Source organism: Vibrio sp. 10N.286.52.F8, assembly GCF_041468745.1.
Taxonomy (GTDB): domain Bacteria; phylum Pseudomonadota; class Gammaproteobacteria; order Enterobacterales; family Vibrionaceae; genus Vibrio; species Vibrio crassostreae_C.
Map to the genome: position 1 here is coordinate 175,090 of NZ_JBFRJF010000010.1, position 23,333 is coordinate 198,422.

Sequence of the window (23,333 nt, forward strand, 5' to 3'; positions counted from 1 at the left end):
TCCACTGTGGTTTCGTTACTATCTGTTTCGAAATACGGGTTTCGCAACGATGCGAATATCCACACCAACCTGTCGAACATCTTTAATTTCTAGGTCAATAACGTCAGACATTGAAGTGAGCCCTAATGCACCCATCAAACCTCGTCCGTCACTGCCCATAAGTTTAGGTGCTAAATAAAGGATTAGCTCATCCACCAGCTGCTCTTCAATCAAGCTTTTTGCCAATGTTGCGCCCGCTTCGACCCAAATATGGTCGATATGATTGGCAGGTAATTGACGCATCAGATCGTGCAAATCGAGCTGACCTGCATCTGTGGTTGCGACTTCAATATCAGCAGATGCTTCGGCAACTCTCAACACCGATGTTGGAGTCTGGAATAACTTGAGTTCAGGACGCAGTTGGTTTTGACGATCAAGAATCACGCGAATCGGCTGACGCAGCTCGTCTTCAGCGTAATGACCTTTGATACTGCTTGGCAACTCTGCCCAACGAACATTCAACGACGCGTTGTCTTCAATCACCGTCTGGCTAGTTGACAACACAGCGCCTGATTTTGCTCGGTAGTTCTGAACATCACGACGTGCTTCTGGCGATGTGATCCACTGGCTTTGGCCATTTTCCAATGCCGTTTGCCCATCAAGGCTAGCGGCCATCTTTAACTGAACGAATGGCATGCCAGTTTGCATACGCTTGATAAATGCAGGGTTCAAGTCGAGAGCGTCTTGCTCTAGCAAACCGATTTCAACCTCAATACCCGCATCGCGTAGCATTTTGATACCACGACCTGCGACTTTTGGGTTTGGGTCCTGCATGGCACAAATCACTTTGGCTACTTGAGCCTTAATCAAACCTTCAGCACAAGGCGGCGTTCGACCGTAATGAGAACAAGGCTCTAGCGTGACATAAGCCGTCGCACCTTTTGCTTTGTCGCCTGCCATTCGCATGGCATGTACTTCAGCATGAGGTTCGCCAGCTTTGGCATGAAAACCTTCACCAACGATCTGACCGTCGGTTTGTACAATGACACAACCCACATTAGGGTTTGGCGCAGTAGTGTAAATGCCGCGTTTTGCTAACTGAATAGCACGCGACATCATTTGAAAATCTAGGGGAGTAAAGTTTGACATGATTGAGGAGTTAATCCTCTAATTTAGCGATTTCTTCGCCAAACTCTCGGATGTCTTCAAAGCTGCGGTAAACAGAGGCAAAACGAATGTACGCCACTTTATCCAATTCTTTCAATTGGCCCATCACAAGATTACCAATCATCTCGCTTGGTACTTCACGCTCACCAGTTGCACGGAGTTGTGACTTAATCGTACTGATCGCAAGTTCAATCGCGTCAGCACTCACTGGGCGTTTTTCTAGGGCGCGCTGTACACCACCCACCATTTTATCTTCATTAAATGGTTCGCGGTTTCCATTCGACTTTATGACTTTAGGCATCACAAGTTCTGCCGATTCGAACGTAGTAAAACGTTCACTACATGCAAGGCATTGACGGCGACGACGAACCTGATGGCCATCGGCTACCAGTCTTGAATCGATTACTTTAGTGTCGTTCTCTGAACAAAAAGGACAATGCATATCACCTCCAAATAATTGAATATCAGTGTAACGGAATTGCCAAACGTTAGGAAAGAAAAAGGGCCAATTAAGGCCCTTTTGTGTGGTGATTCATTGATTATTGCTACTCGACCGCCATTTCAAAAATGAGCTGAGGAGTAAAATTAACGACCAGCGTTAACCGCGGACTAAATAGTTCGCTTTACCTACCCATTTGTAGCTTGTCAGCTCTTCTAAGCCCATTGGGCCGCGAGCATGCAATTTCTGAGTAGACACGGCAACTTCAGCACCTAAACCAAACTGTGCTCCATCAGTGAAACGTGTTGATGCATTCACATAAACCGCTGCAGAACCAACAGAGTTAATGAAACGCTCTGAGCTCTCTAAGCTATTGGTCATGATCGCATCTGAATGACTCGCGTTGTGTACACGCATGTGGTCAATCGCTTCTGCCACATCCGCTACCACTTTCACGCCTAGCGTGTAGCTTAGCCATTCAGTGTCAAAGTCGCCTTCAACCGCATCACGTTGGTCTTCAAAACCCGCTAGCAGCGATTTTGCACTGGTATCAGCGACTAAGGTTACCTTGCCGGCTAAACGCTGTTTCAGCTTAGTTAGGAAAGCTTCAGCAACCGCTTCATGCACTAGCAGTGTATCTAACGAGTTACACGCCGATGGACGTTGAACTTTTGAGTTTTCGACCACATCGACAGATTTCTCAAGATCAGCGCTTTCATCAACGAAGATATGGCTGATACCAAAGCCGCCGATGATTACTGGGATGGTGCTGTTCTCTTTACACATCTTGTGCAGACCAGCGCCGCCACGAGGAATGATCATATCCACGTAGTCGTCCAGTTTAAGCAGTTGAGAAACGAGTTCACGATCAGGCTTCTCGATGTACTGAACAGAAGCGGCTGGAAGCTCCGCTTTCTCTAATGCAGACTGGATAACCTTAACCAGTTCCATGTTCGAGAAAAACGTCTCTTTACCACCACGTAGAATGCTTGCGTTACCTGTCTTCAGACACAGAGCTGCAATATCGATGGTTACGTTCGGACGCGCTTCATAGATAACACCCACCACACCAAGTGGCACGCGGCGGCGAGACAGTGACATACCGTTTTCTAGTACTTTGCTGTCAATTTCGCTGCCAACTGGGTCATTCAGGCTAATCACGTTACGAACATCGTTAGCGATACCGGTTAAGCGCTCTTCGTTAAGAAGTAGACGATCGAGCAGTGCGTCAGTTAAACCCGCTTCACGACCCAGTTCGATGTCTTTCGCGTTCGCTTCTAAAATCGTTGTTGCGTTTGCTTCTAGCTCATCAGCGATAATCGCCAATGCTTTATTCTTTTGCGCCGTAGATGCGGTCGCTAGGTGGAAAGCAGCGTCTTTTGCTGCGATACCCATGTTAGTTAAATCCACGTTTAACTCTCCCTAAATTCTGTCTGTCTTTGGATGCAAAAAGGTGATTCACCTTATCATCACGAGCTACTCTTGGATTACAACTAGGTCGTCACGGTGAATGACTTCTGACCCATAATCGTATCCAAGGATGTCGCCAATATCTTTACTGTGCTTGCCTGCAATTTTTGCTAGGTCTTGGCTTGAATAACTGGCGATACCACGCGCAATTACTTTGCCTTTGCTGTCTGTGACTTGGGTAACTTCACCACGAGAGAATTCGCCTTTAACTCGAACAACCCCTTTCGCCAACAAGCTGCTGCCTTTGGTGTTGACTGCGTTTACTGCGCCGTCGTCAACCACGATGTCACCTGCTGAAGCAGGGCCCGCTAAAATCCAACGTTTACGGTTTTCAAGCGCTTCCGCTAAAGGCAAGAAACGTGTGCCTTGTGGGTTATCACTCAGTGAATCAAACACCACATTTTCAGCACTGCCCGCAGCAATAATCACTTCGATGCCTGCGCGACGAGCAATGTCAGCCGCCTGCAGTTTTGTCGCCATGCCGCCAGTACCCAACGTAGTACCGCTGCCACCTGCGATCTTACGCAGCGTGTCATCAATGGTTTTCACTTCTTTGATGAGCTCAGCATTTGGATCTTTACGAGGGTCAGCCGTAAACAGGCCTTTTTGGTCTGTTAGTAGCAAAAGCTTATCAGCACCGCACAAAATACCCACTAAGGCCGACAAGTTATCATTGTCGCCCACTTTAATTTCGTTGGTTGCTACTGCGTCGTTTTCGTTTACTACCGGAATAATATCGTGCTCAACCAGTGCGTTGATCGTGTCACGTGCATTAAGAAAACGCTCGCGATCATCGAGATCAGCACGAGTCAGTAGCATCTGGCCAATCTTAAGGCCATAGATAGCAAACAAAGACTCCCAAACTTGAATCAACTGACTTTGCCCAACTGCCGCAAGCAACTGTTTGCTCGCCATTGAGTTGGGAAGTGCGGGGTAACCTAGGTGCTCACGTCCTGCTGCAATTGCACCAGACGAAACCATAACCACAGAGTGGCCTTGTTTTTTTAATTCAGCACATTGACGAACCAGCTCAACCATATGAGCGCGGTCTAATGCCAATGTTCCACCAGTTAAGACACTGGTACCCAGTTTAACAACGACAGTTTTACGCTGTGTTGTTGTCCCGCTTTGATGATTTGTTGTCATGAAGTCTTTTATGGATAAAACAAATAAGAGGTGATGTTTTAGCAATCAAAAGGGGAATTCACAAGCAGAAAAGGTGCGAAATCGCACCTTTTTGCTTTATATAGAAGAGTAACCTTTAAAATTAGACGAATTCGACAGACTCTTCGTCTAATTGGATACTGATTTCAAACTTACTTTGAAGTTCATCAACCAGTTTCTTGTGGAAGGCTTCTTGAGTTCGAGAGACCTCAGCGACCGCCTTTTTAGGTAACGGCAAAGAATCCCAGTTACCATCGATGTTGTACTTGCCGATATTGTACTTCGCCGAATATCCCTCTTCCGACTTATCCAATTCCAGCCACCAGCCCCAGAACTCGCGTTCTTCTGGTGATTTTTTATCGTTCACACATACAGACAAGCAATCAAAGATATAGTGGCCTTCTTCTGATTGCGGTTCCCTTAAGTAAGGCCCGATCGCCTTTAAAACATTCAACAAGCGGTAATGCGTAGGTTGTTGTGTCACTTCTGACATATTGAATCTCCATTTTCAATGTTAAGAATGACGTTACTCAGACTGTTATACGTAGAAACTACGCATTTGGATTTTATAAATGACCTCTGAGTATCAGGTACTTAGTTTGTACATTTTTCATGCTTAACTAATTTAGGAGAAATGTCATCTAAATAATTCATCCTCAAGCCACTTTATCGCCAATTCGAGGGATTGCTCATAACCTTGTGTAATTGACTTAGCTTTGATTTTCTTCGCTTTTCCGTAATCACTGTAAATAGCAACCAGTTGATTATCCATTGGCGGTGAAACCGGGTCGCCTTCCAGAGCCAATGCCAAGATAGGAACACTGGTTTTACTGTTTGACAGCAAACCTTGTACCTTGAGTGACCACGCCATCAACTGCCCAGAAAGGCTATTGATATCGACCGCCCCTTTACCAAGGCGCGAAGCCAACACATCTAGATGCATTTTAGGCATCTGCTTAAGTTTGTCTGCATGAACAAAGATATCGTGAATTGGCGCGCCTAAAGAAATACACGCTTTAATCTTATGTTGCTCGAGGAAAGATAATCTCACCATCGCATTGCCACCGAAGCGGAAACCAAACAAGCCGACTTTGTGGTGATCGACCCATGGGATGTTAGGCAGTTCATTGAGCACAGCTTGGTGAAGGCAAGACGAGTCTTCAGTTAAAGGCCAATGCGCACTGTGCCCTATCGACGGCATATCGACCGTCAACATAGCAATGTTTTTAGGGGCTAGGTAATCTCTAAACAAGCGCCACATATCGGTTTGCAAACTGTCTAGTCCAGCGCTCACAATCACAACAGGCTGAGGTTTATCTGTTTTGGTTAGATGCAAGTTCGCTTTGATCTTCTTGTTTTGGTATGGAATATCAATCTGCTTGACGATCAACTTAGTGTGCTTGATCGCTTCAGAATACGCTGCGTTGGCCAACACTTGAGCCTGAGCTGCCAAGTTGTCGTTCTTGAGGTGTGGGTAACCCGCAATACTGAAGCACAACGATGCGGAAAATAGCTCTTCAGCCACCTCTTCACCATTCTTCTCATTAGAACGATTTTGATGCTGCATACCCAGCTTGGTCCATTCGTATGCCCAGTTACCACTTCGGTAACCCATGACCGTATCAAGCCACTCATCGGTTGTACGAGAGTTATCTGATGACGCGATGCGAGCCAATACCGCTTCCTGCTCTATTGGATTAACGCCTTGCCATACCCACTGAAGACGTCTTAGGTTTCGATACCATGATGAGTTTTGCTGTTCACGTTTCTCATCCAATAGCGCTTCAGAGCTTGGCATGTATTGTGTCAACATTGAGGTCTCTTTCGCTTGCTTGTGCTTTACAAACAAAGTTTCCGAAAGGTTCGAGCTCGTTTCTTCTGGTTCAGACATTGGGATACTTAATAAGAAATGGTTGTCACTAATAATATAAAAAAAAATGACCCTATAAAGGGTCATTTCTCAAAAAACTAAGTTTACGCTTATTTTGACTTGCGATTTACTGGCTCTACGTAGCTTAGGCTAGTATCCCAAGGTTGCTCAATCCATGTGTCTTGAGCGATATCAACAATGTACTCGTCTAGCAAATCAGCGCCAGATGGTTTTGCACATACAGCGATCAGTTTCGCTTTAGGGTACATTTCGCGAAGCTTACGTGCAGTGTCACCACTATCAACCAAGTCTTCAACGATTAGGAAGCCTTCGCCGTCACCTTCAGGTGCTTTAACTACTGTCATATCACGTTGGTGATCGTGGTCGTAGCTAGAAATACAAATCGTATCTACGTGACGAATACCTAGCTCACGAGCCAAGATTGCACCAGGAACCAAACCACCACGGCTTACTGCCCAGATGCCTTTCCACTGCTCTGCTGGCATTTGCTTTTCAGCAAGTTGACGGCAGTAAGTCTGCATGTTGTCCCAAGTGATAACGAATTTGTTGCTCATAGTATAAAACCTAATAATTTTGTCATGTTATTAGAGGCTATTTCAAACATAGCCTCTTCAGCGATTAAGCAGAAATCTAGACGATTAAGCGAAAATGTATTTAAGAATAAAGATAGCCGACATTACCCACACAGCAGGTGAAACGTCGCGACCTTTACCACTTAGCAGCTTAATTGCAGCGTAAGCGATGAAACCTAGTGAGATACCCTCAGCGATAGAGTACGTCAGCGGCATAAGCAGACATGTTACCACGACTGGTGCTGCTTCCGTAAGATCACGCCAATCAATGCCAACTAGGCCAGACATCATCAGAATTGCTACATAGAAAAGTGCACCTGATGTTGCGTAAGCCGGAATCATACCTGCAAGTGGCGAGAAGAAAAGAGCCAGTAGGAATAAGATACCAACAACAACAGCCGTTAGACCGGTACGGCCGCCTTCAGCAACACCCGCAACACTCTCAACATAAGAAGTAGTATTTGATGTACCTAGCAGTGCACCAATAGATGTTGCTGTAGAGTCAGCAAGCAGTGCTTTGTTCAAGCGAGGTAGTTTGCCGTCTTCTTTGATTAGGTTTGCTTTCGTTGCAACACCAACCAGAGTACCCGCTGTATCGAACAAATCGACGAACAAGAACGCGAATACCACTGAAATCATACCGATTTCAAATACAGCAGAGAAATCAAGCTGCATGAATGTAGGAGCAAGGCTTGGTGGTGTAGACATGATGCCGCCGTATTGAACGTCACCAATAACAATGCCAAGAGCTGTGATAGCTAGAATCGCAATCATTACTGCCCCTTTCACGCCACGGTGAACAAGAGCAATCGTTAGGAAGAAACCAAGTGAGCCTAGGATAGGAGCAATCGCGGTAATGTCGCCCAGTGAGACTTTAGTTGCTGGGTTAGAAACAACGATGCCTGCATTGCTAAGCGCAATAAACGCTAGGAAAAGACCGATACCTGCAGAGATACCAACACGCAGAGACATAGGGATCGAGTTGATAATCCATTCACGGATCTTAAAGATGCTTAAGAAGATGAAGATTACGCCTGATACGAAAACCGCTGCCAGAGCAACTTGCCACGTATAACCCATACCCATTACAACAGCGTAGGTAAAGAATGCGTTCAAACCCATGCCTGGAGCTTGAGCAATTGGGTAGTTAGCAACAAAGCCCATGATGAAACAGCCAATAGCAGCCGCTAAACAGGTTGCTACAAATACAGCGCCATGGTCCATACCAGCATCAGCTAGAATCATTGGGTTTACAAAAATGATGTAAGCCATTGTTAGGAAGGTTGTTAGACCTGCGATGATTTCAGTGCGCACATTGGTGCCATTTTCACTGAGTTTGAATAGCTTTTCGAACATTATCGAATCCTATAAGGGTAAAAAGTAAACGGTTGCGTAATCGATTGGCTGTGGATTATAAAGTTATCAAATAACAAATTCCAGATAGAATTAAGGCTCTAATCGATATTTATCAGAATGCCGTATGAAACAAAGCGATTAAAAATGAAGATATCATCGATAAATAACCATTAAAAACAAACAATTAACAACAATAGACTCACTAAAACTAGTTGGTTGTTTTTTCTACCATCGGTTATTTTCATTGATAATCTAGCCAGTAAATTCTGAATTCAAACTCACAATAGTTATGTATTTTTCAACAGGATCAGTAATAAGGCGCAAATTGATATTTCGGCGTTTAAAAAACAACCACGCAGAACAGCAAGGAAAGTGACAAGCGAAAGCGGTTTGGAAAAGTAGCAGGCAAAAAAAACGCCACTCAAAACTGAGTGGCGGTAGAATCTGTCAACCAAAAGGGCTGTAAAAGAATTCCAATATATAGGGGTGAACAAAACTGTTCGAGTTACATGCTTACGGTATTAGTAACCAAAGCTTGTAGGGTATGCAAAGTTGCTAGTGTAAACAGAGCTGTTAATCCAGAACATTGCAGATGGTAAACCTTTCATAACTATCACCTTAATAAATCAATAAAAAACGAATTTGATTTCTCGGTTCCTTGGAGGCGATAAAACGGACTCATCCTTTGAGCATTTACTCTTCATCTCAGAAGTTGGTTATTAATATACCCTAAAGAAAAAAGATTACAAGTATTTTTTGCTATACGTCACATTTTTGGCCATTTACGGTTATTTTACAAACTTATTTTGTAATAAAACTACAAAATAGAATTAAACAAACGTTTGCCTGCTCCATTTATAAGCATCAAGGCGCTTATCTGTGATCAGATGGACAAGATCGCTTTCAAAATTTGAGCTATTTGAGGTTTAGAACCGCTACTCGTCAAAACGCTCAAGTGGTATGCTGTTGCCATCAAAACAGACCCATATTTTAGATTTTTGTTCTAGGTTTTTCCCCATACAAAACCTAAATATATGGTTATTAAATAAAAAAGGAGTCATCCGTGTCTGAATTCCATTCTGAGATCAGTAAATTATCCCCTGCCCCTATCTGGCAGTTCTTCGATAAGATTTGCTCAATCCCACACCCTTCTAAGCATGAAGAAGAGCTTGCTCAATACATTATTGCTTGGGCAACAGAGCAAGGCCTAGATGTACGTCGTGACCCAACGGGTAACGTATTCATCAAAAAGCCAGCAACGGCGGGTATGGAAAACAAAAAAGGTGTAGTGCTACAAGCTCACATCGATATGGTTCCACAAAAGAACGAAGACACAGTTCATGACTTTGCTAAAGATCCAATTCAACCATACATTGATGGTGAGTGGGTTACAGCTAAAGGCACAACGCTTGGCGCTGATAACGGCATGGGCATGGCTTCTTGCCTAGCGGTTCTTGCTTCAAACGAAATCCAGCACGGCCCTATCGAAGTTCTACTAACAGTAGATGAAGAAGCAGGCATGACTGGTGCTTTCGGTCTTGAAGCGGGTTGGTTAGAAGGCGATATCCTTCTTAACACCGATTCAGAGCAAGAAGGCGAAGTGTACATGGGTTGTGCTGGCGGTATCGACGGCGCAATGACATTTGAAATTGCTCGTAATGCGATTCCAGCTGACTTCGTAACACGTAAGCTAACGCTAAAAGGCCTAAAAGGCGGTCACTCTGGTTGTGACATCCACACAGGTCGTGCAAACGCAAACAAACTGCTTGCTCGCTTCCTAGCGGGTCACGCAAAAGAGCTAGACCTTCGCATCGTCGAATTCAAAGGTGGTAGCCTTCGTAACGCGATCCCTCGTGAAGGTTTCGTAACGGTTGCTGTTCCTGCGGCAAACCAAGAAAAACTGGCTTCACTATACAACTACTACACTGAGCTGCTTTCAACAGAGCTAGGTAAAGTAGAAGACAGCATCGTGACTTTCAATGAAGAAGCTTCTGTAGAAATGGGCGCACTTGCGTCAGCAGACCAAGCTCGCTTTATCGCGGCACTTAACGCATGTCCAAACGGCGTGATTCGTATGAGTGACGAGATTGAAGGTGTTGTGGAAACGTCTCTAAACGTAGGTGTTATCACAACAGAAGAGAACTCAATCACAGTACTTTGCCTGATCCGCTCTCTTATCGATTCAGGTCGTAGCCAAGTAGAAAGCATGCTTCACTCTGTTGCTGAACTAGCAGGCGCTAACATCGCGTTCTCTGGTGCTTACCCAGGTTGGAAACCAGACGCAGATTCAGAAATCATGCATATCTTCCGTGACATGTACGAAGGTATCTACGGTCACAAGCCAAACATCATGGTTATCCATGCTGGTCTTGAGTGTGGTCTATTCAAAGAACCTTACCCGAACATGGATATGGTTTCTTTCGGCCCAACCATCAAGTTTCCGCACTCTCCTGATGAGAAAGTGAAGATCGACACCGTTGAGCTATTCTGGAACCAAATGGTTGCATTGCTTGAAGCGATCCCAGAAAAAGCTTAATTCGATAAGCTATGTTTGTTCAGTAAATGGTGTTTTACAGTAAACACCGTTTATCTGAGACAAAATAAAACAGGTACTCAATGAGTACCTGTTTTTGTATCTAATCTTTGTAGCTACTACTTGTGACTAAATAAACAATTAAGCGCGTGAAGCCGCGTAGCTTTCTAGCTCATCAATTGAAGTTTGTGCCACAACTTCGCCATCGATGAAGTACGTCACCATCTCGCCATCACGAACACCGATTAACGTCGCACGCTCACCAGACTGGTAAGTAATGTCCATTTGGATCGTGTTTTCATCAATCTGCTGCATTTGACCTTTTTCGATCACATCTGCACTCGTGATAGGACCCACTGGCGCTTCCGTTAGAGACGGATCAAGTTGGTGGTTGATGTCTAGGTAAGTATCAGTCTTAGTATCAAAGATGTGCGGAGCACCTGTTAGTGGGTTGCTACCAGTCCAGAACTCTAGTGAGTTGAATACTAGGTAATCGGCAGCAACTGTTAGACCGTATGCAGGTGCAAATAGCATGTTCAAACCACCACGAGCGTAACGGTTATCAACAGCCTTGATGTTGAACTTCATTAGGTAACCCGTTACTGCGTTGCTACCAACACAGCCAGATAAAGCAACAGATACCACCGCTAGTGCTACAACTTTTGAAATTGTTTTTTTCATTTTGATCTCAATATTTGAATTTGGCCGCCAAAAAATGGCGGTGGATAATACCAACGAACTGAATGACAAATATCAGCTCTAAGTTAATGTATTGTCAGAAAATTCAAAATTTTAAACACCCTTCAATTAGCCAGATAAAAAACTGAAACCAATTCAGAAGCCCCTTCATAAAAAACTTTTGTCGTCACCGTAAAGCGATTGATTCGTACTAAAAATCAACGATTGCTACATTCCGTGTTAACGAATTATCACCATGTTGAGAACAACCTAAATGGCAAGACTAAAACCTAATCAACCATTCGAATTACTTGGTTATACTGTTCAGCCAGGACAGCGAATGGAGATTGAACTGCAAGCGGCTCAGCTTTACACGCATTCTCCACTTTCGATCCCGATTGAAATTATTCACGGTCGCCAAGCAGGCCCAACACTGATGGTAAATGCGGCTATCCACGGCGATGAGCTAAACGGTGTTGAGATTGCACGACAACTGACCAATGCGATTGATCCAAAGAAACTGAAAGGGACATTAATTGTTGTGCCTATCGTTAACGTATTTGGCTTTATCCATAAATCTCGTTACCTACCAGACCGTCGTGACCTAAACCGTTGCTTCCCTGGCAGTGAGAAAGGATCGTTAACATCACGTATCGCTTACACCTTCTTTGAGAACGTGGCAAAGCACTGTGATTACATTCTGGATCTACACACGGGCGCGATTCACCGTACCAATCTGCCACAGATTCGTGCAAACCTATCGAACCCTGAGACACTGCGCATCGCAAAAGCGTTCGCAACACCCGTGATTATTGATTCTCCACTGCGCGACGGTTCACTGCGTAGCGAAGCGGAAAAACTGGGTATTCCTGTATTAACTTACGAAGGTGGTGAAGCGCTGCGTTTTGATCACCTCGCGATTCGTGCGGGTTACCTTGGCGTGCATCAAGTGATGAAAGAAATCGGCATGCTGCGCCCTAACCGTAAGAAGTTACCAGAGCCAGTATTGAGTAAATCCACCAGCTGGATCCGCGCTGAATCAGACGGTATTTTGCGTAACATGGTAAGACTTGGCGAACAGGTTGAAGCAGGACAAACCCTTGCTTACATCAGCTCTCCATTGGGTCACCAAGAAGGCCAAGTGATCACAACCAAAGGCGGTATCGTGATTGGTCAGCAAACTCTGCCTTTGGTCAACGAAGGTGATGCTGTGTTCCACATCGCTTACTTCAAGCAAGACGATGAAGAAGTAGGACAATCAGTAGAAAGCTACATTGAAGAAGTGGCAGAAGACGATTGGCTAACTGCACTGAATAACTGATAAGACAATGCTTAACAGTTTAAGAGCTCGACGTTAAAAGCGAGAAGCCAAACCGAGCTCTTAAACACAATAAAACAGAACTCCACAAACTAAAAAGCCCCAAAACACTTTTAACTCGAAAGAAAAAAGTTGTATCGGGGCTTTTTTTCACAAATCCCTTATCTTAAAATTAAGGGATCTATAAATTAGTCATGCACTGAATTATTCAGCGTCTTGTTGCTCTTCTGCACGAGCTTTAGCGCGCGCTTCACGTGCTTGCTCAGCTTTAAGCTCTTTAGTGTGACGTAGTTCGTCACGCTCTTTACGTTGCTCTGATTTACGCTCGTTACGTTCAGCTTGGTTAGCGATGAAAGATGCTAGCTCTTTCTCTGCCCACTCTTGTGCTAGAGCTTCAGTTTCGAAACCAGACTCACGCTTAGATACTGTAGTGTTGCGAGACGTTACTTGACGAGTAATCTCTGCACACCAACCGTTGCGTTTTTCTGTAAGGCGGATATCAAATTTTTTGTTCTTAGACATGTTCTATTTTTTCCTAAGGGAGATCATTAAGGGATCGGTCAACTTTGATAACTCCATCTAAGTGAGCATCTTTTAACACCATCCCTTGGTAAGCGCGGTATTAGAGCACAAATCAATGAATATTGCTGCAAATATTTGCAGCGGATCACACTCCAATGCTGCAAATCGTTTGCGCCTAATTTCAATCGGTTCATAACTCTCGGTTCACCATCAACTTCTATCCTATTTTATCGATAACAATGAAATGAACTATGCTCAAACAGAGATAAATGAAAGAGATACCTGCTTGCTCAGGTTTATAGACTCTACTGTCTCACCTACTCCGCTCATAATTAAAATAGCTAAGGAGTTGCTATGGATAGCTTCATCAAAAATTTACCCAAAGTTGAGCTGCACTTACATATAGAAGGCACATTAGAGCCAGAGCTGATGTTCCAACTCGCCAAGCGTAATAACCTGTCGATTCCCTTTGAGACCCCAGACCAAGTTCGAGACGCGTACCAGTTCCACAATCTTCAATCCTTTCTCGATATCTATTACCAAGGTGCAAACGTACTGATTCATGAACAAGATTTCTACGACCTGACGTGGGCTTATCTGTTGAAGTGTCAGCAAGATAATGTGGTTCATACTGAGATCTTCTTCGACCCTCAGACTCACACTGAACGCGGCATTGACTTTGAAGTCATCGTTGGCGGGATTACTCGAGCTTTGAATCAAGTGGAGCAAGAGCTTGGTATCAGCAGCCAACTGATCATGTGCTTTCTGCGTCATCTCGATGAAGACAGCGCTTTTGAAACACTCAAACAAGCCCTTCCTTATAAAGATAAGATCATTGCCGTTGGGTTAGATTCATCAGAACAGGGCAATCCACCAGAGAAGTTTAAACATGTATTCCAAGAAGCGATCAACCAAGGCTTTCTGACTGTCGCGCACGCCGGAGAAGAAGGCCCAGCACAAAATATTAGCGACGCACTGAGCTTGCTAGGCATTACCCGAATTGATCATGGCGTTCGCTGTGTAGAAGATGAAGAGTTGATGGAACAACTAATAGCAAAACGTACACCACTGACCGTCTGCCCGCTGTCGAATACCAAGCTCAAGGTGTTTGAGACCATGCAAGAGCACAACATCGTCGAGTTGCTGAGAAAAGGGCTGTGCGTCACCATCAACTCCGATGATCCGGCTTACTTCGGCGGCTATATGAATGATAACTTCCTCGCCGTCGCCAATGCTCACCCAGTGACCAAAAACGAATTGGCGCAGTTCAGTATTAATGCCATCGAAGCCAGTTTTATCTCGCCTCACGCCAAGGAAGATCTCATCACACAGGTACGCCAATACCTTGCTGCGAGTACTTAATGAGTTATCAAGATCAAAAAGGGAAGCTCTGAGCTTCCCTATCTATATCAATAGATAACTAATTGGCTTAGCCCGGGTGACCATCCACTCTTGGCGTTAACAGCATCATCCCAAATTTCCAGATAAATAGACCGAACGCTAACGTCCATAAACCCGCGCTGATATTGACCATCTCAAATAAATACGCCGGGAAGAATGTCACACCTAAACTACGAACGAGTGCCGCGATAAATATAGCCGAGAACGCCAAAGCCATACTTGGCCCTTTATAGATAGCACGGCCAGTATGTCCCATTGTCACGCGCGTGATCATCGCCAGAATTAACCCACTCAAACCGCCAATCGCAAACAGGTGCAGCATGTTATGGCTCGCGAACGGGTTATCTAGCAAACCGCGTAACAGCAAGCTGAGAGGGATACATAGGTAAGCCGCATGCAGCGACCACACCAAGGGTTCTGATAGTGTTGTCCAAGGCTTCCAGCGGATAAAGCGCACCAACTGTGTCACACCTGCAAATACCATCAACTCATTGCCGACTTGAGCAAAGGTCAATGGGAAGAAGCTCAACACAAATAAGCCAACCAAAGGTAGATTGGCTAACCATTCCAACCAAACCAAGGGCTGCGCTTTTTCGAAATCAAAACGACGCGCTGTAAAGAATGGGAGCACTCGCCCACCCATCACTGATAACAGCAAGGTAAACCACCACAACATAGCCTGCCAAACTGCAGACGATGGGAATGGAGGCATCCCCTTAATGGTCGCGTAACAAGCAAAATTCGCCACGATAGCCAATATAAACAGTGGCACAAAGAATAGATTCTTCCAGCCTTTCGACTTCACGACTCGGAAACCAATTTCGTAGGCGGCGAAGATTAAGAACAGCGCCTCAACCGACGAGATCAGCCATAACGGAGCGGGTGTCCAAAACAGAATACGAGGTGCGAGCCACAAACCGACTAGCGCAGCTAATCGATAATGCTTGGTGCCATTGACACCCGTCCACGTTTGTACTGCCGTTAACACAAAACCGACCACTATCGCCATTGAGAAACCAAACAGCATCTCATGCACGTGCCACCACAGTGCGGGAACTTTTAAAATCTCAGGCTGACCGTTTTGGAACATGATGACCCAAGCGACAATCGCGATCACTGCATAGAGACTGCCTAAAAAGAAGAAAGGTCGAAAGCCTAAACGCAGGTAGGCTGGAATCGCGTCTTCTACACTTTTATCTGTGATATTTAACAAACTCGCTCCTAATTCTCAGATAAGCGGCCAAGGTATTACCTAAACCAAATTTTGTGTGCATCAAATCCGATGCAATATGCAGATCACATTGCATGAAACGCGCCAATTAGATAAAACCAGTAAAAACAGCGACTCACGAGATTCAATAGCCAATAAATAAGTCAAAAAAACACAACTAAAAGAGTCATAAAGACACATGCATGTATAAATAGAAACTTACTGACTTTTGGTATCTCGCCACATATAGTAAGACTAGACTTAAATGGAACAACTCAGACAAGGAATGCGATGTATATTTTTGGTTATGGCAGTTTAATCAACTCATCTTCACGTCAGCTTACCGGTCAGACAGGGCAAGCGATCCCTGCGATTGTTCATGGCTTGATTCGCCATTGGAGCAAGATCGATGACAGCTATGTCTTATCCCCTTTGATCGTCAATCTCGGCGAAGGACAAGTGAATGGTGTGTTGCTTGAGGTGGATGATATTGCACTGGCTGAGTTTGATCGCCGTGAGCGTGGTTATCACCGTATCGAATTAAAGGCCTCTCAGATAGAAAGCCAAGATGAATTCAAACAGGATCAACCGATCTGGGTTTACATCAAAGACGAGATTGAAGCACCTTGCGAAAACAGCCCTATCGTTCAAACCTACGTCGATACTGTATTAGCAGGATGTTTAGAGGTGTCTGAAAGCTTTGCGGCGCACTTCGTTAAACACACACAAGGTTGGCATCACCCATTAGAAAATGATCGCCACCAGCCTAAATACGGCAACCTTGCTGGGGTTTCCGATCACCATCACAGTGTGATTGATGGCTTGATACTAACTGTACGCAGCTAGTTGATTTAGGTTGGTGAACACATTGACTCACCAACCTAAAGTGAGCTTAAACGACACGAATACCTGCTGGCATCGCACGTTCAGGTGTTAGCAATACACTTTCAGATTCATCTTCCGTTTCTGCACAAAGCAACATGCACTCAGAAGTGGTGTCTCTCATCTTCGCCTTCGCTAGATTGCACAAAACAACAACCTGCTTACCCATCAACTCTTCTTCTGTGTAGTAAGGGACTAGGCTGGTCACCGTTTGCAGTGTCTTGTCACCAACATCCACTTGCACTATGTAAAGCTTGTCGGCGTTTTCATGACGCACAACCTCAATGATCTTACCCACACGCATTTCTAACTTAGCAAAGTCACCATAAGAGACAGTATCCATTTCTCACTTCCTATATTGGTTTATTTTCACTCATTAAATCATTTACTAAAATTAAGTAAAATGTAAATGTTTACACTAGCATTAAGCCTAATAATTACAAGCGGTAAAGATCTCATTACTGGAAGTAAAATGAGAGTTTCGTTGCCTTACTATCATTGTCGGTGTTAAATAGATGAAGCAATGTATAGAGGTTAAAAATGGCAACAATTAAAGATGTAGCAAAGGAAGCTGGTGTTTCTGTTGCAACCGTATCTCGAGTGATCAACAAGTCTCCCAAGGCGAGTGCAAGCTCGGTAGAGTCTGTAACTAAAGCGATGTCTAAACTTGGCTATCGACCGAATGCCAATGCTCGAGCGCTGGTAAGCCAAAGCACGAACACTGTTGGTGTATTGGTCGGTGACATCTCCGATCCCTTTTTTGGCACGCTGGTTAAGGCTGTCGACAATGTCGCTCGTGAGAACGGAAAACATATCCTTGTCGGTAATGGCTCGCACGATCGTGAAGAAGAGAGACAAGCGATTGAATTGCTGATTAACAGCCGTTGTGACGCCCTGGTGATCCACTCTAAAGGCCTCACCGACGAAGAACTGATTGCCTATGCAAAAGAGGTCAAAGGCTTAGTACTGATCAACCGTTATATTGCTGAGATTGCCAACCACTGTATTTTCTTAGACAACAAAAAAGGTGCGTATCTTGCGACGGAATATCTGATCCGCCATGGCCATAAGAACATTGCCTGTATCGCCTCATCGCATAGCATTGAAGATGCCGATGAGCGTATCCAAGGTTACTTAGCGGCACTCTCAGATTACAAAATAGCGCTCTCTGACAGCTATATTGAATACTCAGCGCCGACCAGTGACGGTGGCGAATACGCCATGACTAACCTTCTGACTAAGTCACTGCCAATCACTGGCATTGTGGCGTACAACGATTACATGGCAGCTGGTGCTTTGTCTGTCCTTGATGAAAACGGTATTCAAGCGCCAGACAAAATGTCGATCATCGGTTTCGATGATGGTTTGATTGCCCGCTATGTTCATCCAAAGCTCACCACTATTCGCTACCCGATTCAGATGATGGCAGAGAAAGCGACACGACTCGCGTTGCACTTAGCCAAAGGTGAAAACACCTCAACTGAACCAATGATGTTCTCTCCAACTCTGGTACGCCGTAATTCGGTAGAGAAAGTCTAGGTTCTGGTCGACTCATCAAGCAATAAACAAAAAAAAGCCCTAACAGAATCGCTTCTGTTAGGGCTTTCCTACCTTACTCAGATACTCAACAATCGCGCTTAATAAACCGCACTCTTGTTGAGCGCCACTTTTGCTCATCCCCCAAGAACAACGCGATAATTCACATCGTCCTATTCACAAACAAAAGATATTGACGTAACCGCTTTGAGCTAGAGCGTACTAGTTTGAAGAATCCCCCGAAAATTCAAACTGGTAACAGGTACTGTAGTTATATTCTTGTTCAGGCTTGAGAATACAACTGTCCTGCTTCCACTCTGGGTGGTTAGGAGAGTCAGGTAAGAACTGGGTTTCTAGCGCCAAACCAGCGTAGTCTTCATAGCTGCCACCACTTCGGTTTGGTGTGCCACCAAGCCAGTTTCCGGTGTATAGCTGCATCGCAGGTTTGGTTGAAAATACTTTTAGTGTGACGAGCGCATCCGGTGAGGTTACGGTCGCGGCGCATTGAGTGCGTTTGCAGCCATCAGCCAATAAGAAAGAGTGGTCGTAACCCTTTGCTGCTTTCTGCTGTTCATCGCCCAACAAACGCTCTGAGATCATCATAGGCTGATTGAAGTCAAAGCTGGTCGATTTCACTGATTTAAGGTTACCTAACGGAATACCCACCGAATTGGTCGGTAAGAACTGATTAGCATTGATACTGACAATGTGTGACAAACAATCGTGTCCAGCTTCAGCGCCAAGTAGATTGAAGTACGCATGATTCGTTAGGTTGACTACAGTCGGCTTGTCTGTGGTTGCAGAGTAATTAATGGAAACTCGATTGTCTTCGGTGATGTCATAACGCACCGACACATTCAAATTCCCCGGGAATCCTTGGTCGCCATCAGCAGACTCTAGAGTGAACACCACTGACGTTTCGGTTTGCTCGGCAATATTCCAACGGCGTTTATCAAATCCGTTCGGGCCACCATGTAAGGTATTGCCCGCTTGGTTGGTTTCCAGCTTGTAATTCTGACCATCAATTTTGAAACGACCATTAGCAATGCGGTTAGCATAACGGCCAACGGTTGTGCCCATATAGCTGGCTTGTTTATCGAAGTTCTCCATTGAGTTAACACCCAACAACACTTCTCTTTTGTTTCCCTTTACTGGCAGGATACAGCTCAACCATGTTGCACCAATATCCATGAATGTCACTTGAATGCCATGCGTATTTGATAGCGTCACTAACTGAGCGGGTTGGCCATCATAGGCTGGAGTCTGCGCCATGGATTGATGCAGGTTTTGCTCTTGTGTCATTCTAAATTCCTTCTAGTGCCAGTAAAAAGCCTCTACCTGAAGTAAAGGCTTTAGCATTTGGCCTACCATGATCTTTTTACTTGGTAAGCTCTATATTAAGTCTCGAAGCCGTTAGATTACTTCAACTAAGCCTGCTCCGTCTTTCGCTTGGCACACATAAATAGATTCTTTTAGCCCCGTCGCCGCTTGATATTTCTGTTCAACGGTTGTTTTGATTTCATCAACCAATGCAGGTGGAACCAATGCCACAATACAACCACCGAAACCACCGCCAGTCATACGCACGCCACCTTGTTCACCGATCACTTCTTTGACCATATCAACCAGCGCATCAATCTCTTTCACCGTGATTTCAAAATCATCACGCATTGATGCATGCGATTCAGCCATCAACTCGCCCATACGCTTCATATCATGAGTGCGTAGAGCTTGAGCCGCTTCAACAGTACGGTCATTTTCAGTAATCACGTGACGAGCACGTTTCGCGACCATTTCATCCAATTCAGACTCTTTCGCTTTGAATTGCTCAATGGTCACATCACGAAGTGCCGGAACACCAAAGATGCGCGCCGCTTCTTCACACTGTTCACGACGTGTGTTGTATTCGCTGTCGACTAAGCCGCGTTTCTTGTTTGAGTTAATGATAACCACAGCCATATCTTCTGGCATTGAAACCGCTTGAGTTTCTAGGCTACGGCAATCCAAAAGCATCGCGTGATTCGCTTGACCTTCCGCCGAGATCATTTGATCCATAATGCCGCAGTTACAGCCAACGAACTCGTTCTCTGCTTGCTGGCCGTTCAATGCTACTTCTGCTTGAGTGATCTCTAAGTTGTAAAGCACCTTAAATGTCTGACCAATCACCACTTCAAGTGCCGCAGAAGAACTTAAACCTGCACCTTGAGGTACGTTACCCGTTACAGAGATGTCTGCACCTGTAAATTCAAAGCCGCGACCTTTTAAGCACTTCACCACACCACGAATGTAGTTCGCCCACATTTTGTCTTGTTGGAAGGTGATCTCTTGAGTTAAATCGAACTCATCGACTGCATTACCGTAGTCCACTGATACTACACGAACAATGTTGTCGTCACGCTTAGCCGCGGCGACTACCGTTTGGTAGTTAATGGCACACGGTAGAACAAAACCATCGTTGTAGTCAGTGTGCTCGCCGATCAGGTTCACACGACCTGGTGCTTGGATAATATGAGTCGCTTGGTAACCAAGGACTTGCTCAAAAGATGCTTTCACGTTTTGGATTAGGTCAGACATAAGTAAACTCTTTGTTCAATTGGTTATGGCCCCTTCACGGCACCACTTTAATTCTTTTAGATTCCCTATCTCATTCGTCTCTCACGGTAGGGAATGACAACATCAGCCTTTCACCTGCCGTCATTCCAGAATCGAGGGACGAGATATCAGGAATCTCGCTTGTTATCTACGAAGCAACGTATTACTGCTCTTTATAGTGAACGTCACTCAAATCACGCAGACGCTGCGCTGCTTGTTCTGCGGTTAAATCACGCTGAGACTCAGCCAACATTTCGTAGCCGACCATGAACTTGCGAACCGAAGCACTACGTAGCAATGGCGGGTAGAACAACGCATGCAGTTGCCAGTGATCGATGTCGGTGCCTTCTTCAAAGAACGGCGCATAGTGCCAACCCATTGAGTACGGGAATGAGCATTGGAACAAGTTGTCGTAACGACTGGTCAGCTTCTTAATCGCAAGCGCTAAATCATCACGCTGCTCGTCAGTCAGTTCGCTCATACGGCGAATGTGCGTTTTTGGTAGCAACATGGTTTCAAATGGCCACGCCGCCCAGTAAGGCACCACCGCAATCCAATGTTCAGTTTCAACCACAGTGCGAGAGCCGTCTTTCATTTCAGCTTCAACGTAATCCACTAAAAGATTCGAACCTTGTTGTTCGAAGTACTCTTTTAACAATTTCTCTTTGCGTTCAATCTCGTTGGGCAAAAAGCTGTTTGCCCATATCTGACCGTGCGGATGAGGCTGAGAACAGCCCATGGTCTCGCCTTTGTTTTCAAACGCTTGAACCCATAGGTAGTCTTTACCTAGCTCTTCAATCTGTTCATTCCATGTGTCGATAACACCGCGAATCTTGTTTACTGGTAACTCTGGCAGCGTTTTGCTGTGGTCCGGAGAAAAACAGATCACGCGGCTCAACCCGCGAACACCTTGAGTCTTGAATAGAGGGTTATCAGACTCTGGAGCGTCAGGTGAATCAGGCATCAACGCCGCGAAGTCATTACTGAATACATAAGTGCCGTCGTAATCTGGGTTTTCGTCGCCCGAGATACGCGTATTGGTTGGGCACAAGAAACACTCTTTCTCATACGCTGGAAGTTGCGCAGTCGATGGCTTTTCATCTTGGCCACTCCAAGGACGCTTCGCTCGGTGCGGTGATACTAAAATCCACTGACCTGTTAATGGGTTATAACGACGGTGTGGATGGTCTACTGGGTTAAATTCAACTTTTGACATGCTTAGATTGCTCTCAAATTTTGTGTCTTGGTCAATTCACCAAGATGAATAATTCTTCTACAAGGAGATTCCCTTTCACGCTCGTTCCTCGCTGTAGGGAATGACGTTCAGAAATCGTAGTTTTAAAATTCGTCATTCCAGAATCGAAGGACGAGATATCTGGAATCTCTCTTAACCTGCCTTCCCCAAAGAAATTGGAGTTGCAGCTTTCAATTACATAAAGTTAGTAACCATTGGGATTATTCGACTGCCAATTCCAGGTATCCGCCGTCATTTCCATCACGCTACGCGTCGCCTTCCAGCCAAGTTCGCGCTCCGCTTTTTCTGTGCTTGCCCAACATTCGGCAATGTCACCAGCGCGACGTGGGCAAAGTTCATAAGGAACCGGTTTGCCCGATGCTTGTGCGAAGGCTTCAACCATCTCAAGTACACTTGAGCCTTTACCCGTACCTAGGTTGTAAATGTGTAAGCCCGCTTTCTCGCCCACGGCTTTTAATGCTGCTACGTGGCCATCAGCTAAATCCATCACGTGGATGTAGTCACGAACGCCTGTGCCATCGACTGTTGGGTAATCGTTTCCAAAAACAGCCAGTTTTTCACGGCGACCAACGGCTACTTGAGCAATAAACGGCATTAAATTATTTGGGATACCTTGTGGGTCTTCACCCATAGTGCCCGATGGATGTGCACCTACTGGGTTGAAGTAACGTAATAAAGTCACGCTCCAATCGTTCTCCGCGTTGAATAGATCGCTTAAGCACTCTTCCACCATATACTTGCTGCGACCATAAGGGTTGGTGGTCGCACCAGTTGGTGAAGTTTCAGTAATTGGCACTACTTCTGGATCACCGTAAACAGTAGCCGAAGAGCTAAATACGATGCTTTTCACACCCGCTTTCTTCATGCTTCGAGCTAACACCAGTGAACCATTGACGTTGTTATCGTAGTATTCCAAAGGCTTAGCCACCGACTCCCCTACCGCTTTCAGACCAGCAAAGTGAATCACCGCTTGGATATCATTTTCTGAAAACACGCTATCTAGAAAAGATTGGTCACGAATGTCACCAAGATAAAACGTTGGTCGCTTGCCTGTTAACGATTCGATTCGTTCCAGCACTAGCTCTTTGCTGTTGCAAAGGTTATCAACAATGATCGGTTCCATACCTGCCTGTATCATTTGAATGCATGTATGACTTCCGATGTAACCCATGCCGCCCGTAACCAGTACTTTCACAATCAACCTCTCTTTGTCGTCATTCGTGGGCTAACTCGAACTGACATTAAGCTCAGTAGCACCGTATGCCAGAAATAGTAGCAGCCATTTTGACTATAATTCTGTGATCAAAACCACGAAGTGTAAACGTTTACACTAACTTTCATCATTAGTGCTGATCATGACATAGATGA

The 23,333-nt window shown here is 45.0% G+C and carries 21 protein-coding genes; 5 read left to right on the forward strand and 16 right to left on the reverse strand.

The annotated features are described in order from the left end of the window. Positions 1–18 precede the first annotated feature (18 nt). The 8 genes from ribD to AB4133_RS04950 form a co-directional block, all read right to left on the reverse strand. Positions 19–1,098: a bifunctional diaminohydroxyphosphoribosylaminopyrimidine deaminase/5-amino-6-(5-phosphoribosylamino)uracil reductase RibD gene (gene ribD, locus AB4133_RS04915; protein ID WP_017060785.1), complete on the reverse strand. Its 1,080-nt coding sequence runs from the start codon at positions 1,096–1,098 to the stop codon at positions 19–21. A 40-nt stretch (positions 1,099–1,138) separates the two neighbouring features. Further along, positions 1,139–1,588 (reverse strand): transcriptional regulator NrdR, encoded by a 450-nt coding sequence (gene nrdR / locus AB4133_RS04920; RefSeq protein WP_004734394.1) that lies wholly within the window; start codon positions 1,586–1,588, stop codon positions 1,139–1,141. Between the two features lie 156 nt (positions 1,589–1,744). After that, positions 1,745–2,995 carry a glutamate-5-semialdehyde dehydrogenase gene (locus AB4133_RS04925; RefSeq protein WP_017060786.1) on the reverse strand — a complete coding sequence of 417 codons (1,251 nt, stop codon included), beginning with the start codon at positions 2,993–2,995 and terminating at the stop codon, positions 1,745–1,747. Between the two features lie 66 nt (positions 2,996–3,061). Next, complete coding sequence (gene proB / locus AB4133_RS04930) at positions 3,062–4,246, reverse strand: glutamate 5-kinase (RefSeq protein ID WP_012604650.1); 1,185 nt, start codon at positions 4,244–4,246, stop codon at positions 3,062–3,064. 76 nt (positions 4,247–4,322) lie between these two features. Continuing rightward, the gene (gene crl / locus AB4133_RS04935) at positions 4,323–4,712 is read right to left on the reverse strand and encodes a sigma factor-binding protein Crl (RefSeq protein WP_017060787.1); all 390 of its coding nucleotides are present in this window, start codon (positions 4,710–4,712) and stop codon (positions 4,323–4,325) included. A 144-nt stretch (positions 4,713–4,856) separates the two neighbouring features. After that, entirely contained in the window at positions 4,857–6,110 is a 1,254-nt protein-coding gene (gene frsA, locus AB4133_RS04940) for an esterase FrsA (RefSeq protein ID WP_372224028.1), read from the reverse strand. An 89-nt stretch (positions 6,111–6,199) separates the two neighbouring features. Continuing rightward, a complete protein-coding gene (gene tet(34) / locus AB4133_RS04945) occupies positions 6,200–6,664 on the reverse strand; it encodes an oxytetracycline resistance phosphoribosyltransferase domain-containing protein Tet(34) (RefSeq protein ID WP_009847475.1) in 465 nt (154 codons plus the stop codon). Between the two features lie 84 nt (positions 6,665–6,748). Further along, positions 6,749–8,038, reverse strand: coding sequence for an NCS2 family permease (locus tag AB4133_RS04950; RefSeq protein WP_017060789.1), 1,290 nt, complete (start codon positions 8,036–8,038; stop codon positions 6,749–6,751). A gap of 1,063 nt (positions 8,039–9,101) precedes the next feature. Between AB4133_RS04950 and AB4133_RS04955 the strand changes: the two genes are divergently transcribed. Continuing rightward, complete coding sequence (locus AB4133_RS04955) at positions 9,102–10,574, forward strand: aminoacyl-histidine dipeptidase (RefSeq protein WP_017060790.1); 1,473 nt, start codon at positions 9,102–9,104, stop codon at positions 10,572–10,574. Positions 10,575–10,712: 138 nt separating this feature from the next. Here AB4133_RS04955 and AB4133_RS04960 read toward each other — a convergent pair whose 3' ends face one another. Further along, the gene (locus AB4133_RS04960; RefSeq protein ID WP_017070352.1) at positions 10,713–11,252 is read right to left on the reverse strand and encodes a DUF3332 domain-containing protein; all 540 of its coding nucleotides are present in this window, start codon (positions 11,250–11,252) and stop codon (positions 10,713–10,715) included. Between the two features lie 271 nt (positions 11,253–11,523). Here AB4133_RS04960 and AB4133_RS04965 point away from each other — a divergent pair, with 271 nt between their 5' ends. Further along, positions 11,524–12,570: a succinylglutamate desuccinylase/aspartoacylase family protein gene (locus tag AB4133_RS04965; RefSeq protein WP_017060792.1), complete on the forward strand. Its 1,047-nt coding sequence runs from the start codon at positions 11,524–11,526 to the stop codon at positions 12,568–12,570. Between the two features lie 201 nt (positions 12,571–12,771). On the opposite strand, the gene AB4133_RS04970 is transcribed toward AB4133_RS04965, so the two are convergent. After that, complete coding sequence (locus AB4133_RS04970) at positions 12,772–13,089, reverse strand: DUF3622 domain-containing protein (protein WP_372224029.1); 318 nt, start codon at positions 13,087–13,089, stop codon at positions 12,772–12,774. 354 nt (positions 13,090–13,443) lie between these two features. On the opposite strand from AB4133_RS04970, the gene AB4133_RS04975 reads away from it, so the two are divergent. Beyond that, positions 13,444–14,451 carry an adenosine deaminase gene (locus AB4133_RS04975; protein WP_017069510.1) on the forward strand — a complete coding sequence of 336 codons (1,008 nt, stop codon included), beginning with the start codon at positions 13,444–13,446 and terminating at the stop codon, positions 14,449–14,451. A gap of 67 nt (positions 14,452–14,518) precedes the next feature. Here the strand turns inward: AB4133_RS04975 and AB4133_RS04980 are convergent, their stop codons facing one another. Continuing rightward, positions 14,519–15,703, reverse strand: coding sequence for an NnrS family protein (locus AB4133_RS04980; protein ID WP_372224030.1), 1,185 nt, complete (start codon positions 15,701–15,703; stop codon positions 14,519–14,521). A gap of 288 nt (positions 15,704–15,991) precedes the next feature. Between AB4133_RS04980 and AB4133_RS04985 the strand changes: the two genes are divergently transcribed. Further along, complete coding sequence (locus AB4133_RS04985) at positions 15,992–16,546, forward strand: gamma-glutamylcyclotransferase family protein (protein ID WP_017060795.1); 555 nt, start codon at positions 15,992–15,994, stop codon at positions 16,544–16,546. Between the two features lie 46 nt (positions 16,547–16,592). Here AB4133_RS04985 and AB4133_RS04990 read toward each other — a convergent pair whose 3' ends face one another. Further along, entirely contained in the window at positions 16,593–16,925 is a 333-nt protein-coding gene (locus tag AB4133_RS04990) for a tRNA-binding protein (RefSeq protein ID WP_372224031.1), read from the reverse strand. A 197-nt stretch (positions 16,926–17,122) separates the two neighbouring features. Here AB4133_RS04990 and AB4133_RS04995 point away from each other — a divergent pair, with 197 nt between their 5' ends. Further along, positions 17,123–18,121 (forward strand): substrate-binding domain-containing protein, encoded by a 999-nt coding sequence (locus tag AB4133_RS04995; protein ID WP_017066816.1) that lies wholly within the window; start codon positions 17,123–17,125, stop codon positions 18,119–18,121. A gap of 219 nt (positions 18,122–18,340) precedes the next feature. On the opposite strand, the gene galM is transcribed toward AB4133_RS04995, so the two are convergent. The 4 genes from galM to galE form a co-directional block, all read right to left on the reverse strand. Next, positions 18,341–19,420, reverse strand: a complete 1,080-nt coding sequence (gene galM, locus AB4133_RS05000; RefSeq protein WP_372113587.1) for a galactose-1-epimerase — start codon at positions 19,418–19,420, stop codon at positions 18,341–18,343. A gap of 111 nt (positions 19,421–19,531) precedes the next feature. Next, positions 19,532–20,692: a galactokinase gene (gene galK / locus AB4133_RS05005; protein ID WP_372224032.1), complete on the reverse strand. Its 1,161-nt coding sequence runs from the start codon at positions 20,690–20,692 to the stop codon at positions 19,532–19,534. Between the two features lie 181 nt (positions 20,693–20,873). Then, positions 20,874–21,926 (reverse strand): UDP-glucose--hexose-1-phosphate uridylyltransferase, encoded by a 1,053-nt coding sequence (locus tag AB4133_RS05010; RefSeq protein ID WP_052878877.1) that lies wholly within the window; start codon positions 21,924–21,926, stop codon positions 20,874–20,876. A 223-nt stretch (positions 21,927–22,149) separates the two neighbouring features. Further along, positions 22,150–23,160, reverse strand: coding sequence for a UDP-glucose 4-epimerase GalE (gene galE / locus AB4133_RS05015; RefSeq protein WP_146492053.1), 1,011 nt, complete (start codon positions 23,158–23,160; stop codon positions 22,150–22,152). Between the last annotated feature and the right edge of the window lie 173 nt (positions 23,161–23,333).